The organism is Pseudomonas sp. BYT-1, assembly GCF_023611805.1.
Taxonomy (GTDB): Bacteria; Pseudomonadota; Gammaproteobacteria; order Pseudomonadales; family Pseudomonadaceae; genus Aquipseudomonas; species Aquipseudomonas guariconensis.
Map to the genome: position 1 here is coordinate 486,225 of NZ_CP072559.1, position 14,664 is coordinate 500,888.

A 14,664-nucleotide genomic window follows, 5' to 3' on the forward strand; every position below is an offset into this window, starting at 1 on the left:
AGGGTGGCGCCGGGAGCGCCGATGGTCAAGGGGTTCGGCGGATGGAATGGCTATCCGTAGTGTGCTAAAAGTGCAGCTGCAAGCCTTGAACTACAAGCCTTGAGAAAAACCAGCCATGCGTCGGCGCGCTTTTTCTCGCAGCTTGATGCTTGCAACTGCAGCTAATTCCCACTGGTAGGCAACTATGGAACAACCCCTGAAGGTGATGGTGATCGACGATTCGCGCACGATCCGCCGCACCGCACAGATGTTGCTCGGCGAGGCCGGCTGCGAGGTGATCACCGCCAGTGATGGTTTCGATGCCCTGGCCAAGATCGTCGACCACAAGCCCCAGGTCATCTTCGTCGATGTACTGATGCCTCGCCTGGATGGCTACCAGACCTGCGCGGTGATCAAGCAGAACAGCACCTTCAAGGATACCCCGGTCATCCTGCTGTCCTCGCGCGACGGCCTGTTCGACAAGGCCCGCGGTCGGGTGGTCGGCTCAGACCAGTTCCTGACCAAGCCATTCAGCAAGGAAGAACTGCTCGATGCGATCAGGGCTCATGTGCCCGGTTTCGTCGTGCAAGAACAACACGCACCCTGACACCGCCGCGCCTGGCGGCGTCTTCTTTTCCTTTAAATGGGGAAACAGCATGGCCCGAGTTTTGATCGTCGACGATTCGCCGACAGAGATGTACAGACTGACCGCCTGGCTGGAGAAGCATGGCCACCAGGTGCTCAAGGCCGACAACGGCGCCGATGGCGTGGCCCTGGCCCGTCAGGAGAAACCCGACGCGGTGCTGATGGACATCGTCATGCCGGGCATGAATGGTTTTCAGGCTACCCGTCAGCTGAGCAAGGACCCTGAGACCCGCGCCATTCCGGTGATCGTGGTCACCACCAAGGACCAGGAAACCGACCGGGTCTGGGCCACACGCCAGGGCGCGCGCGACTTCCTGACCAAGCCTGTGGAAGAGGCGGCCCTGATCAGCAAACTCAAAGAAGTGCTCGGGGCTTGACCACCCGCCCCCATGGCGCGTCGCTGACCGCCTTCGAGCTGTTGCTGGACATCGACCGGCGTTGTCGCCTGTTGGTAGCGGACCAGCCCTTGCAAGACACCCGCTTGCAGCAATGGAGCGGCATTGGGTTTCGCATTGCCGGGCAGTGGTTCGTGGCCCCCATGGGCGAAGTCGCCGAGGTCCTGCATGAGCCGCGCACTAGCCGGGTCCCCGGCGTGCAGCCCTGGGTCTGCGGTGTGGCCAATCTGCGTGGCCGGCTGCTGCCGGTTATGGACTTGAGCGCCTTCTTCGGCCTAGGCCCTGCGGCGGCGGGCAAGCAGCGGCGTGTGTTGGTGCTGGACCACGAAGAACTGTTCGCCGGCCTGTTGGTGGACGAAGTCCTGGGCCTTCAACACTTTGCCCTGAGCAGTCTGGAGCTGTCGCCACCGCAGCCCTTGCTGCGTGCCGCGGCGCCCTTCGTCCAGGGGCATTTTCCCCGTGAACGCAACTGGGCGATCTTCAGCCCGTTCGCCCTGGCCCAGGCGCCAGGCTTTCTCGACGTGGCGTTGTAGAGGATGCTTCGACCGTGAACAAACCCGCCACCCCCGTCGCTCCGGTTGCCGAAAGCCAGCGCAGCCGCAGTATTGCGCAGATCACCGCACTGTTTTTGGTGCTCATCCTGGCGATCATCCTGCTGTTCGCCAACTTCGCGTACCTCAATACCCAGTCCAACTACGACAAACAGTACATCGGCCACGCCGGCGAGTTGCGCGTGCTGTCCCAGCGCATCGCCAAGAACGCCACCGAAGCGGCGGCCGGCAAGGCCCTGGCGTTCAAGCTGCTGTCCGATGCGCGCAATGACTTCGAGCGGCGCTGGCGTTATCTGCGCGAGGGCGACAAGGCCACCGGGCTGCCGCCGGCGCCGCTGACCGTGCGGGACGAGATGGACGCGGTCCGTCAGGACTGGGACAACCTGCGCAAGAATACCGACACCATCCTGGCCAGCGAGCAGACCGTGCTGTCGCTGCACCAAGTGGCGGCAACGCTGGCCGAGACCGTGCCTCAGTTGCAGGTCGAATACGAAAAAGTAGTGGAGATCCTCCTGCAGAGCGGAGCGCCGGCGAGCCAGGTGGCGGTGGCCCAGCGTCAGTTGCTGTTGGCCGAGCGCATTCTGGGTTCGGTCAACACCGTGCTGGCCGGTGATGACACCTCGGTACAGGCCGCCGATGCCTTTGGCCGCGACGCCAGCCGTTTCGGCCAGGTGCTCGAAGGCATGCTTGGCGGCAACCCGGCGATTCACGTGACCAAGGTCGAGGACGCCGATGCTCGCGCCCGCCTCGCGGAGATCGCCGAACTGTTCCAGTTCGTCTCCGGGTCCGTGGACGAGATCCTCGAAACGTCGCCTGAACTGCTGCGCGTGCGCGAGGCGGCCGGCAATATCTTCAGTCTGTCGCAAACCTTGCTCGATGAAGCCTCGCACCTGGCCAACAGCTTCGAGAACCTGGCCAGCGGGCGCACCCTGGCTACTGTCGGTGGCTACCTGCTGGGGTTGGTGGCGCTGGCTTCGATCATCCTCATCGGCCTGGTGATGGTGCGCGCCACCCACCGCCAGTTGCGCGAGACCGCCGAGAAGAACGAGCGCAACCAGCAAGCGATCATGCGTTTGCTGGACGAGATCGAGGAGCTGGCCGATGGCGACCTCACCGTCACGGTGTCGGTCACTGAGGACTTCACCGGCGCCATTGCCGATTCGATCAACTATTCGGTCGACCAGTTGCGCGACCTGGTGGCCACCATCAACCACAGTGCCGAGCAGGTCGCCGCCGCCGTGCAGGACACCCAGAACACAGCGCGCCAGCTGGCCAAGGCCTCCGAACACCAGGCCGAGCAGATCAGCGAGGCGTCCCTGGCGGTGGGCGACATGGTCGAGTCGATCGACCGTGTGTCCTCCCACGCCTACGAATCGGCCAAGGTGGCCGAGCGTTCGGTGGCCATTGCCAACAAGGGCAACGAGGTGGTGCACAACACCATCCACGGCATGGACAACATCCGCGAGCAGATCCAAGACACCGCCAAGCGGATCAAACGCCTGGGCGAGTCTTCCCAGGAAATCGGCGATATCGTCAGCCTGATCGACGACATTGCCGACCAGACCAACATCCTTGCGCTCAATGCCGCGATCCAGGCCTCCCTCGCTGGCGAGGCCGGGCGTGGTTTTGCGGTGGTCGCCGACGAAGTGCAGCGCCTGGCCGAGCGCTCCTCGTCGGCTACTCGGCAAATCGAGGCGCTGGTGCGGACCATCCAGGTCGACACCAACGAGGCGGTGATCTCCATGGAGCAAACCACCGCCGAGGTGGTGCGCGGTGCGCGCCTGGCCCAGGACGCCGGGGTGGCGCTTGCCGAGATCGAAGGCGTATCGCAGACCCTCGCTGAGCTGATCCACAGCATCTCCGACGCAGCCCAGTTGCAAACCTCCTCGGCCGGGCAGATCTCCCACACCATGGCGGTGATCCAGCAGATCACCGCCCAGACCTCGGCCGGTTCCAGCGCCACCGCCGACAGCATCCGCCACTTGGCGCGCATGGCCAGCGAGATGCGTCGTTCGGTCTCCGGTTTTACCCTGCCGGCACCCGCCGAGCGGCGTTGAGGAGCGACAGATGGCTGCTTCAGCAGTGAGCCCCGAGCGCCACGACACCGTCGCCCTGGCGTGGGTCAAGGCGCCGATCCTCGATTGCCTGGGCCAGGCCCGCCAGGCCCTGGAGCGATTCGCCAGCGAACCGGGCGATCCGGCGATGCTGGCTTTCTTCGTCGACAACCTGCATCAGGTCCAGGGTTGCCTGCGCATGCTCGAACTGCGCGGTGCAGCGCACCTGGCCGAGGAGCTGGAGCTGCTGGGCCGGGCCATGGCCGATGGTCAGGTCAGCCCCCGAGGCGATTGTCTGGGTGCGCTGTTCCGCGGGCTCGAGCAATTGCCGCCGTATCTGGAACGGCTGCGCGGCTCGCGACACGACCTGCCGTTGGTGGTGGTGCCGCTGCTCAACCAACTGCGCGGCTGCCGTGGCGTCGAGCCGTTGCCCCAGGGCAGCCTGGTCGGCGGCGTGGCGCAGCGTCTGGCTGGGGCGGCGGACCTGGCGGATTTGGACCTGTCCTTGGGCAACTGGCGCGAACATTTGCAGGCCGGCCATGGACGCGACGCCCTGCGCTCGGTGGTGACGGCACTGTGCGATGACCTGATGCGCATCAAGGACCGACTCGATCAGTACATGCGCGGCGATCGTGAGCAGCGTGAGCAACTTGAGGCCCTGCTGGCGCCGTTGCGCCAGGTCGCCGATACCTTGGCGGTGCTCGCCTTCCAGCAGCCGCGTCGGGTGATCATCGACCAAGTACTGGTGCTGCAGGCCCTGGCCCAAGGCGAGCAGGCGGTGGACGACGCCGTGCTGATGGATGTGGCCGGCGCCCTGCTGTACGTGGAGGCCACCCTCAACGGCATGGTCGGCCCGCTGGAGGAAACCGGCCAGGGCGGCCTGCCGGGCGCGGACCTGACGGAGATCCGCCAGCTGGTACTCAATGAGTCCCTGGCGGTGCTGCAACAGGCCAAGGACTTGATCGGCGATTGCCTGGAGTCGGGCTGGCCGGCAGAACGCTTGCAGCCGCTGCCGGGGCTTTTGCACCAGATCCGTGGCGCGCTGACGATGCTCATGTGGCCGGAGGCCGCCGAGGTGTTCGGTGGCTGCGCAGGTTATGTGCAGGGTTGGCTGTCGCATCTGGAGCAGCCGCCACCTGCAGACGAGCTGGCGCATCTGGCCGAAGCCTTGAGCGCTGGCGAGTGCTATGTGCAATGGCGGGTGGCCGATCCGCTGGTCGATGCCCAACCATTCATCGACAGGGCGCGGGCCAGCCTGGCGGCGCTGGGTGTGTCGTGCGGGCAGGCCGAGGCTCGCGTCGAGTTCGAAGCGGTCGATGAAGAATTGCGGGATGTCTTCCTCGAAGAGGCCGGCGAGCTGCTTCCGGAAATCGAACGCCACTGGCTGCGTTGGCGCGCCGACAATGCCTTGCGCGAGGCCCTGGTCGAGGTGCGCCGAGCCCTGCATACACTCAAAGGCAGTGGTCGCATGGTCCATGCCGAGGCGCTGGCCGAGCTTGCCTGGGGCGCCGAGCACTTGCTCAACCGTGTACTGGAAGGGCGGATCACCCTTGGCGCCGAAGGGGTGCTGGCCCTGCAACAGGTGTTCGTCCGGCTCCCGGACTTGCTCGCCGACTTCGCGGTGGGCCATCTGCCGTCGCGGGTCGAGGTCGAGCCGTTAGCCGGCCACTTGCATCATCTGGCGATCAATGATGTGTCGGCGCCGGCGCAGGTCGACGGGCTCGACCCACAATTGTTGGCGATCTTCGGCAACGAGGCCCAAGGCCATCTCGCCAGTCTGGAGACGTTCCTGCGCGATGCCGATGGCCATGGCACGCCCGTCAACGACAGCCTGCAGCGCGCACTGCATACCTTGAAGGGCAGCGCGGCGATGGCGGGCGTCATGCCGATCGCCGAGCTGGCCACCGCCTTCGATCGACTGGTGCGCGAATACAAAGGTCACGAACTGCCCTTGCAGGTGGCGGAGCTGGAGTGGCTGGAGGCGGCCCGCGCCTTGTTCCACCTCGGCCTTGCGCAACTGGGTAGCACGCCGTTGGCCCCTATCCCGGGGGCGGCGCAGTTGATCGAGGAGGTCGGGCAGTCGGTGGATGTGCGCCTGGCCTTCCTGCAGCAGGACCCACAGCACAGCCATCGACCCAAACGCGATCCGCAGCGAATCGCCGCGTTCCTGACCCAGGGTATGGATATCCTGCTCGAGGCCGAGGCGCTGCTGTCGCGTTGGCAGGCGCAACCCGGCGACCGCTCGGTCTTGGAAACGCTGCTGGACGAGTTGACCACCCTCGGCCAGTCGGCGTATCTGGCCGAGTTGTGGCAGGTGGATGAAGTCTGCGAGGCGTTGCTTGACCTGTATGGCGCGGTGGAAGAGGGCAGTCTGGCCGCCAGCCCGCGATTCTTTGCCCTGGCCCAGCAGGCCCATGAGGCGCTGCTCGACATGTTCGACGAGATAGCTGCCGGCCAGGCGCTCAGCGCCCGCGTCGATTGCATCGCGGCCATGCGCGGCCTGTTGGACGACGCCCTGGACCCCGGGATCATGGGCGTGGTGGGCCAGGATGCGGTGGCACCTCTGGCGGTCTACCCGACAGCGAACGATCCTGCATTGGTGCAACTGTTCCTCGACGAGGCGGGCGATATCCTCGATGGCGCCGACCAGGCATTGGCGCAATGGGCTCAGGACCCGGACAACCACTCGGCACTGTCGACCCTGCAGCACGACCTCCAGACCCTCAAAGGCGGTGCGCAGATGGCTGGCGTGGGTGCGGTGGAGGTGTTGGCCCACGCGCTGGTCGCGCTTTACGAGGGCCTGGTGGATCGCCGCCTGGGGGCTACTGCCGAGCTGCTCGATCTGTTGCGGCGCGGCCACCAGACCCTCGGGCAGATGCTGCACGCGCTACGCGAAGGGCAGGCGCCGGCTTCGGCAACGGCGCTCCTGGGCGAGCTGCGCGAGTACCGCCATGCCCCACCTGCGCCTGCTGCCGTCGAGGCAGCGGCGGACGAAGCCCAACGCTCGAGCGATAACGAACTGCTCGAGGTCTTTCTCGAAGAAAGTTCGGATATCGTCGAAAGCGCCGCTGCGGCCCTGGCGCGCTGGCAGGCCGATCCGCGTAACAGCGTCGAGGTGGAGAACCTGCTGCGTGATCTGCATACCCTCAAGGGGGGCGCGCGGATGGTCGAGATCGCCGCTATCGGCGATCTGGCCCATGAACTGGAATTCTTGTACGAACTGCTCGCCGCCGGCCGCTTGCCGCCGAGCCCGGCGCTGTTCTCCTTGCTGCAAAACTGCCATGACCGTCTGGCACACATGCTCGACGCCGTGCGCCTCGGTCAGCCCCTGCACGCAGCCACGGCGCTGATCGACTATATCCGCAATTTCAGCAGTGCCGCGTTGACCGACAGCGCGGCCGGCCAGGTCCCGGTCGAAGCGCCGTCGCCGGAGGCGCCGGCCGCCGCGCCGGAGCGCGCGCCGGGCGACATGGTCAAGGTGGACGCCGAGCTGCTGGACGATTTGGGCAACCTGGCCAGTGAGCACTCTGTTATTCGCGGGCGCATCGAGCAGCAAGTCAACGATGCCCAATTCGCCCTCAACGAGATGGAAACAACGCTCGAGCGCATGCGCGACCAGCTGCTGCGCCTGGATATCGAGACCCAGGGACGGATGTCCAGCCGCTACCAGGCCGAGGGCGATGCGTACGAGGATTTCGACCCGCTGGAGATGGACCGCCATTCCCAGTTGCAGCAGTTGTCCCAGGCGTTGTTCGAGTCGGCTTCGGACCTGCTCGACCTCAAGGAAACCCTCGCCCAGCGTGCCCAGGAAGCCTACAGCCTGCTCCAGCAGCAGGCGCGGGTGAACAGTCAATTGCAAGAAGGTCTCACGGCCACCTTGATGGTGCCCTTCGAACGCTTGGTACCGCGCCTGCAGCGGGTGGTCCGCCAGGTGGCCAGCGAGCTGGGCAAGCAGGTCGAACTGGTGGTGGGCAACGCCGAGGGCGAGCTGGACCGCAGCGTGCTCGAGCGCATGGTGGCGCCTCTGGAGCACATGCTGCGCAACGCCGTGGACCACGGCCTGGAGTCGCGCGAAGCGCGTCTGGCGGCGGGCAAGCCGGAGCAGGGCACCATCCATCTGAACTTGCTGCACGAAGGCGCTGATATCGTCATCGAGATGAGCGACGACGGGGCCGGAGTGCCCCTGGAGGCGGTGCGCAACAAGGCCATCAAGCGTGGCCTGCTGGACCCGCAAGCATACTTGAGCGATCACGAGATCCTGCAATTCATCCTGCGTCCGGGCTTCTCTACCGCTGAGAAGATCACCCAGATCTCTGGCCGGGGCCTGGGGATGGACGTGGTGCATGAGGAGGTCAAGCAGTTGGGCGGCTCGATGAGCATCGAGTCGAGCCCGGGCAAAGGCGCGCGATTCTTGATCCGCTTGCCGTTCACCGTGTCGGTGAACCGAGCGCTGATGGTGCACCTGGGCGAGGAGCAGTACGCAATCCCGCTCAATACCATCGAAGGCATCGTGCGCGTGCCGCCCGCTGAGCTTGAGGCTTGTTACCAGCTGAGCGCACCGCGCTATGCCTATGCCGGTCACGAGTACGACCTGCGCTATCTCGGGGAGGTGCTCCAGGGCGGTGTGCCTCGGCCAAGTCTGCTGGGGCAAAGCGTGCCATTGCCTGTGTTGCTGGTGCATTCCCAGGAGCAGTCGTTCGCCATCCAGGTGGACAGCCTGTCGCCAAGCCGAGAGATCGTGGTCAAGAGCCTGGGGCCGCAGTTCGCGGCGGTGCCTGGGCTGTCCGGCGCGACCTTGCTGGGGGATGGCCGGGTAGTGCTGATTCTCGATTTGCTCGGCCAGTTGCGCGGGCAGCAGCGGCGTCTGGCGCGCCTGCCGGGTGGCTACGGGGGGCCGCGTCCGGTGTTTGGCCCGGCACCGCGTCAGCGTCTGCTGGTGATGGTGGTGGACGACTCGGTCACCGTGCGCAAAGTCACCAGTCGTCTACTGGAGCGCCACGGTATGAGTGTGCTGACGGCCAAGGACGGTGTGGATGCCATGGCCTTGCTGGAGGAGCACCGCCCCGATGTGCTGCTGCTGGACATCGAGATGCCGCGCATGGACGGCTTCGAGGTGGCCACGCGCATCCGCCGCGATGTCCGTCTGAAGGATCTGCCCATCATCATGATCACCTCGCGTACCGGCCAGAAACACCGCGACAGGGCCATGGCCATCGGCGTCAACGACTACTTGGGCAAGCCTTATCAGGAGTCGGTCCTGTTGCAGAGCATCGCCCATTGGAGCCAACCCCATGCTTGAATACATCGCCGGCCAGCGCAGCAGCCTGACCGGTCTGCTACTGCCTTTGAGCGACCGCACCCTGGTGCTGCCCAATGTGGCGGTGGCCGAGCTGATCGGCCAGCGCACCTTCGCCTGCCAGGCGGGCGACCCGGCCTGGCACCTGGGCTGGATCGACTGGCGTCAGCAGCGCTTGCCGCTGATCGGCCTGGAGGCCGCCTGTGGCGGCGAGACCGTTTGTGGCGAGCGGGCACGGGTGGTGGTGCTCAACGCGCTGGGCGATACCGGCCTGCGCTACCTGGCGTTGCTACTGCAGGACATCCCACGCTCCTGCAAGCTGGACAGCCAGCTCAACTATGTGGATGTCCCCTTGGCGAGCCTGGAGCTGGCGGCGGTGCAGGTCGGCGAGCAGGTGGCGCGGGTACCTGACTTGGCGGCGCTGGAGCGCATGGTGCGTGACGCGGATCTTCACTAGCTTCAAGTTGTAAGCTTCAAGCGGCAAGCTAGCTGTGTCGGGGGCGTCCCCGTGCTTTGCTTGAGGCTTACAGCTTGAAACTTGAAGCTGTCAGGGAGGTCAGTGTTTGCATGTATTACGGTGAACGCTTCAACGCCTGGACGCACCTGGTCGGTGCCGTGCTGGCCTGTATCGGTGCCATCTGGCTGATCGTCGTGGCCGGATTGCAGGGCGATCCGTGGAAGATCGTCAGCTTTTCCATCTACGGCAGCACTCTACTGCTGCTCTACAGCATCTCAACGCTCTACCACAGCACCCGTGGGCGGGCGAAGGTGATCATGCGCAAGCTCGATCACCTGTCGATCTACCTGCTCATCGCCGGCAGCTACACGCCGTTCTGTCTGGTCAGCCTGCGCGGCCCCTGGGGCTGGAGCCTGTTCGGCGTGGTCTGGGGCCTGGCCTTGATCGGCATGCTCCAGGAGATCAAGCCGCGCTCCGAGGCGCGGGTGCTGTCGATCATCATCTATGCGGTGATGGGCTGGATCGTCCTGGTGGCGGTCAAGCCGTTGCTGCAGAGCCTGGGCGGCGCCGGCTTCGCCTGGCTGGCGGCCGGCGGTGCGTTCTACACCATCGGCATCCTGTTCTTCGCCTTCGACAGCCGCTTTCGCCATTGGCATGGCATCTGGCACCTGTTCGTCATCGCCGGCAGTCTCATGCACTTCGTCGCGGTGTTCTTCTACGTGCGTTAGAAGTCGCCCCACAGCTGCTGGGCCACCGACAGCGCCACGACCGGCGCGGTCTCGGTGCGCAGTACCCGTGGGCCAAGGCGTGCGGCGTGGAAGCCGGCGGCCTTGGCCTGGTCGACTTCGGCGTCGCTCAAGCCGCCTTCGGGGCCGATCAGGAATGCCAGGCGGCCGGGGTGTGCATGGCTGGTCAGCGGTTCAGCGACCGGGTGCAGCACCAGCTTGAGGTCGGCCTCGGTATCCTTGAGCCATTCGGCCAGGGTCACCGGCGGGTGGATCACCGGCAGCGTCGAGCGGCCGCACTGTTCGCACGCGCTGATCGCCACTTGCCGCCAATGGGCCAGGCGCTTGTCGGCGCGTTCGTCCTTCAGGCGCACTTCGCAGCGTTCGCTGACGATTGGCGTGATCGCGTTGGCGCCAAGCTCGGTGGCCTTCTGGATCGCCCAGTCCATCCGCTCGCCGCGGGACAGGCCCTGGCCCAGGTGGACATGCAATGGGGACTCGGCCTGGCCGGGCAAGGCCTGGTCCAGGGTGACGCGCACGGATTTCTTGCCGACGTCGAGCAACTGGCCACGAAACTCCTGGCCACTGCCGTCGAACAGTTGCACAGCGTCTCCGGGCGCCATGCGCAGCACGCGGCCAATGTAGTGGGCCTGGGCTTCGGGCAACTCGTGCTCGCCGAGGCTCAGGGGGGCGTCGATGAAGAAGCGGGACAGTCTCATGGCTTTGCTCAGGAAATGAAATGGACATCGTCCCCGTGGAAGTGGCGTTGGGCCGCTGCGATTTACTGGCGAATGCGAGGGGAAATCCTCGATCCGCATTCGCAGATGAACCCGCTTCCACAGGGGGCGAGGCGAGCCTCAGGGTTAGCCCGGATCGCGGAAGTCGGGGTGGAAGTTGGCCGGCACCGCCACGCTGACGCTGTCGCGGGTGGCGATGTCGATGCCTTCGCTGGCCACTTCGGCGAGGAAGTCGATCTGCTCCGGGGTGATCACGTAGGGCGGCAGGAAATACACCACGCTGCCCAGCGGTCGCAGCAGCGCGCCGCGGGTCAGGGCGTGTTCGAAGACCTTCAGGCCGCGCCTCTCCTGCCAGGGGTAGGCAGTCTTGCTGGTTTTGTCCTGGACCATCTCGATGGCCAGGGCCATACCGGTCTGGCGGATCTCGGCGACATGGGCGTGGTCGGCCAGGTGCGCAGTGGCGCTGGCCATGCGTGCCGACAGGGCCTTGTTGGCCTCGATCACGTTGTCCTGCTCGAAGATGTCCAGCGTCGCCAGGGCCGCGGCGCAGGCCAGCGGGTTGCCCGTGTAGCTGTGCGAATGGAGGAACGCCCGCAGGGTCGGGTAATCGTCGTAGAACGCCTGGTAGACATCATCGGTGGTCAGGCAAGCGGCCAGCGGCAGGTATCCGCCGGTCAGGGCCTTGGATAGGCACAGGAAGTCCGGGCGGATCCCGGCCTGTTCGCAGGCGAACATCGTCCCTGTGCGGCCGAAGCCTACGGCGATTTCGTCGTGGATCAGGTGCACACCATAGCGGTCGCAGGCCTCGCGCAGCAGCTTGAGGTATACCGGGTGGTACATGCGCATTCCGCCAGCGCCCTGGATCAGCGGTTCGACGATCACGGCGGCGATGCTGGCGTGGTGCTCGGCCAGGGTCTGTTCCATGAGCGCGAACATGTTGCGTGAGTGCTCTTCCCAGCCCATGCCTTCGGGGCGCAGGTAGCAGTCCGGGCTCGGCACCTTGATGGTGTCGAGCAGCAACGCCTTGTAGGTCTCGGTGAACAGCGGCACGTCGCCCACCGACATGGCGGCGATGGTTTCTCCGTGATAGCTGTTGGTCAGGGTGACGAAGCGCTTCTTGTTCACCTGGCCTTTGTTCTGCCAGTAGTGGAAGCTCATCTTCAGCGCCACTTCGATGCACGACGAGCCGTTGTCGGCATAAAACACCCGGTCCAGCCCCGCCGGTGTCATGGCCACCAGGCGTTCGGACAGCTCGATTACCGGCTGGTGGCTGAAGCCGGCCAGGATCACGTGCTCGAGCTGATCGACCTGGTCCTTGATGCGCTGGTTGATGCGCGGATTGGCGTGGCCGAACACATTGACCCACCAAGAACTGACGGCGTCCAGGTAGCGCTTGCCTTCGAAGTCCTCCAGCCACACGCCTTCACCACGGCGGATCGGGATCAGCGGCAGCTGCTCGTGGTCTTTCATCTGGGTGCAGGGGTGCCAGAGGACCTTGAGGTCACGTTGCATCCACTGTTGGTTGAGGCCCATGGGCAGATCTCCTGGCGGGGCGTGCTGAGGCCGACAAGCCTAAGCAATGGGGCCGCGCAGGACAACCGACGCGCAGCGCGTGATTGCGTCGAAAATTAAATTTCCTGTGCTGGCAAGCACTTGATGTCACTACGCTGGCAGGGTCTGGAGACCTGACGTATTCTTAACGCATCTCGTCCCAGGGGCACTCTCCCCCTCTTTTCTGTCACTTCTGATCCGGAGTTCGCCAACATGGCTGCTGCTTGGGTGCGCCTGTGCGCGTTGGTATTGATTGGTGTCTCCAGCGGTGCCGCGCTGGCCAAGGACACGAGCCCCACGGCGATCGTCGTGGGTGGGGGCCTGGCAGGCCTGACCGCGGCCTATGAACTGCAGAACAAAGGCTGGCAGGTCACGCTGCTGGAGGCCAAGTCCGGCATGGGCGGCCGTTCGGGCCTGGCCACCAGCGAGTGGATCGGCAACGGCAAGAGCCAGCCGGTGCTCAACCAGTACCTGGACCGTTTCAAGCTTGAAACACTGCCCGCGCCTGAATTCGTACGCACCCCCGGCTACCTGATCGACGGCGAGTATTTCAGCGCCAGCGATCTGGCCACCAAGCAACCGGCCACCGCCGATGCGCTCAAGCGTTACGAGAAGACCCTCGATGATCTGGCCCGTTCGATCGAGGACCCGCTGAACCCGGCCGCCACCAGCACCTTGTTTGCCCTCGACCAGATGAACGTCTCCACCTGGCTGGACAAACTGCAACTGCCTGCCACGGCACGGCAATTGATCAACCAGCAGATCCGCACCCGTTACGACGAGCCGTCGCGTCTGTCGCTGCTCTATTTCGCCCAGCAGAACCGGGTCTACCGCGGTATCAGTGATCGTGACCTGCGCGCTGCCCGCCTGCCAGGCGGCAGCCCGGTGCTGGCGCAGGCCTTCGTCAAGCAACTCAAGACCATCAAGACCAGCTCGCCGGTCACCTCGATCGTACAGGACAGCAAAGGCGTGACGGTCAAGGTCGGCAGCGTCGGCTACCAGGCCGATTATTTGGTCATGGCCGTGCCGCTGCGCGCCCTGGCGAAGATCCAGATGACTCCGGGGCTGGACAGCCAGCACCTGGCGGCCTTGAAAGGCACCAACTACGGTTGGCGCGACCAGATGATGCTCAAGTTCAAGAAACCCGTCTGGGAAAGCCGTGCGCGCATGTCCGGCGAAATCTTCAGCAATGCCGGCCTTGGCATGTTGTGGATCGAGCCGGCGCTCAAAGGCGGCGCGAATGTGGTGATCAACCTCTCGGGTGACAATGCCCGACTGCTGCAGGCCTTTGGCGACAAGCAGATGGTCGATCAGGTGCTGATTCGACTGCACGCGTTCTATCCGCAGGCCCGGGGCGCGTTCACCGGCTACGAAGTGCGCCGCTACAGCACCGACGCCGGTACTGGCGGCGCCTATCTGGCCTATGGCCCAGGCCAGATCAGCAAGTACTGGCGTCTGTGGGAGCGTCCGGTGCAACGCATAGCCTTCGCCGGCGAGCACACCGATGCACTCTACCCTGGCACCCTGGAAGGCGCGCTGCGCAGCGGCCAGCGTGCTGCCAGCCAGGTGCAGGACCTGGCGGCCGGCAAGTCGTTCGATCCGGCCAGGGCTGCACCGGTCGCCGCCGCCGCAGCAGCGGGCGCGGTTGCCGCCAAGGACAAAGGTGGATTCTTCTCCAACCTGTTCGGCGGATCGTCCGGCAAGGCACCTGCCAAGGCGGACGCGGTGAAGGCAGAGGAAGCCAAGCAGGACAAGCCAGGCTTCTTCTCGCGCCTGTTCGGTGGCGGCGACAAGCCCCAGGCCAAAGCTGCACCGATCGCCAAGGCTGACGAGGTCGCACCGGTGGTAGCGCCGGAACCTGAGCCTGCCCCAGCGCCAGTGGCCAAGGAGGAGCCCGTCAAGCCAGCGGCGAGCAAGATTGCACCTGCCAAGCCCGCCCAGGCCCACAAGCCGTCCGCCAAACAGGCCCACAAGCCCGCGCCGGTGAAAAAGACCACGGCCAAATCCGAGCCTGTGAAAAAACCACTGGCCAATACCCAGGCCAAGGCTGGCTGAGGACTCGGGCCCCTCGCGGTGAGCCGCTTCTTTTCGGGTAAACCCGCTCCCATTCGGATTGCGTTGTTTTAGGACATTGCAACCGATTGCGAGCGGGTTTACACCGCACTACGACAACCCGCCGCTGAACATCTATCGTTAATGTTTTCTTAATAGGAAACTTCCAAAATACCTATCGTATTTGTCGATAATCCCAAGCGAATTTTTCCGCTTTCTTTC

10 protein-coding genes are annotated in these 14,664 nt (G+C 65.0%); 8 read left to right on the forward strand and 2 right to left on the reverse strand.

Features of this window, described 5'->3' with window-relative positions:
• Nucleotides 1–184 precede the first annotated feature (184 nt).
• The 7 genes from J5X93_RS02270 to trhA all read left to right on the forward strand — a co-directional run bounded on the left by J5X93_RS02270 (nucleotide 185) and on the right by trhA (nucleotide 10,105).
• Entirely contained in the window at nucleotides 185–586 is a 402-nt protein-coding gene (locus J5X93_RS02270; RefSeq protein ID WP_043207200.1) for a response regulator, read from the forward strand.
• A gap of 49 nt (nucleotides 587–635) precedes the next feature.
• On the forward strand, nucleotides 636–1,001 hold the full coding sequence (pilH, locus tag J5X93_RS02275; RefSeq protein WP_043207202.1) for a twitching motility response regulator PilH: 366 nt from the start codon (nucleotides 636–638) through the stop codon (nucleotides 999–1,001).
• Complete coding sequence (locus tag J5X93_RS02280) at nucleotides 998–1,552, forward strand: chemotaxis protein CheW (RefSeq protein ID WP_043207204.1); 555 nt, start codon at nucleotides 998–1,000, stop codon at nucleotides 1,550–1,552. Before pilH ends, J5X93_RS02280 begins: the two co-directional genes overlap by 4 nt.
• 71 nt (nucleotides 1,553–1,623) lie before the next feature.
• On the forward strand, nucleotides 1,624–3,627 hold the full coding sequence (locus J5X93_RS02285) for a methyl-accepting chemotaxis protein (protein WP_232092099.1): 2,004 nt from the start codon (nucleotides 1,624–1,626) through the stop codon (nucleotides 3,625–3,627).
• A 10-nt stretch (nucleotides 3,628–3,637) separates the two neighbouring features.
• On the forward strand, nucleotides 3,638–8,923 hold the full coding sequence (locus J5X93_RS02290; protein ID WP_250034347.1) for an Hpt domain-containing protein: 5,286 nt from the start codon (nucleotides 3,638–3,640) through the stop codon (nucleotides 8,921–8,923).
• Entirely contained in the window at nucleotides 8,916–9,377 is a 462-nt protein-coding gene (locus tag J5X93_RS02295; RefSeq protein WP_043207211.1) for a chemotaxis protein CheW, read from the forward strand. Before J5X93_RS02290 ends, J5X93_RS02295 begins: the two co-directional genes overlap by 8 nt.
• A 110-nt stretch (nucleotides 9,378–9,487) precedes the next feature.
• The gene (gene trhA / locus J5X93_RS02300; RefSeq protein WP_043207212.1) at nucleotides 9,488–10,105 is read left to right on the forward strand and encodes a PAQR family membrane homeostasis protein TrhA; all 618 of its coding nucleotides are present in this window, start codon (nucleotides 9,488–9,490) and stop codon (nucleotides 10,103–10,105) included.
• Here the strand turns inward: trhA and J5X93_RS02305 are convergent.
• Entirely contained in the window at nucleotides 10,102–10,821 is a 720-nt protein-coding gene (locus tag J5X93_RS02305; protein ID WP_090343258.1) for a 16S rRNA (uracil(1498)-N(3))-methyltransferase, read from the reverse strand. The two genes, trhA and J5X93_RS02305, sit on opposite strands and share 4 nt — an antisense overlap.
• Nucleotides 10,822–10,965: 144 nt before the next feature.
• A complete protein-coding gene (locus J5X93_RS02310; RefSeq protein ID WP_090343256.1) occupies nucleotides 10,966–12,372 on the reverse strand; it encodes an adenosylmethionine--8-amino-7-oxononanoate transaminase in 1,407 nt (468 codons plus the stop codon).
• A 231-nt stretch (nucleotides 12,373–12,603) separates the two neighbouring features.
• Between J5X93_RS02310 and J5X93_RS02315 the strand changes: the two genes are divergently transcribed.
• Complete coding sequence (locus tag J5X93_RS02315) at nucleotides 12,604–14,445, forward strand: flavin monoamine oxidase family protein (RefSeq protein WP_250034348.1); 1,842 nt, start codon at nucleotides 12,604–12,606, stop codon at nucleotides 14,443–14,445.
• Nucleotides 14,446–14,664: the final 219 nt, after the last annotated feature.

Coding starts and splice junctions, on each gene's coding strand:
- trhA (WP_043207212.1), top strand. CDS start 9,488: ATGTATTACGGTGAACGCTTCAACGCCTGGACGCACCTGGTCGGTGCC.
- pilH (WP_043207202.1), top strand. CDS start 636: ATGGCCCGAGTTTTGATCGTCGACGATTCGCCGACAGAGATGTACAGA.
- J5X93_RS02305 (WP_090343258.1), bottom strand. CDS start 10,821: ATGAGACTGTCCCGCTTCTTCATCGACGCCCCCCTGAGCCTCGGCGAG.
- J5X93_RS02315 (WP_250034348.1), top strand. CDS start 12,604: ATGGCTGCTGCTTGGGTGCGCCTGTGCGCGTTGGTATTGATTGGTGTC.
- J5X93_RS02270 (WP_043207200.1), top strand. CDS start 185: ATGGAACAACCCCTGAAGGTGATGGTGATCGACGATTCGCGCACGATC.
- J5X93_RS02290 (WP_250034347.1), top strand. CDS start 3,638: ATGGCTGCTTCAGCAGTGAGCCCCGAGCGCCACGACACCGTCGCCCTG.
- J5X93_RS02310 (WP_090343256.1), bottom strand. CDS start 12,372: ATGGGCCTCAACCAACAGTGGATGCAACGTGACCTCAAGGTCCTCTGG.
- J5X93_RS02295 (WP_043207211.1), top strand. CDS start 8,916: ATGCTTGAATACATCGCCGGCCAGCGCAGCAGCCTGACCGGTCTGCTA.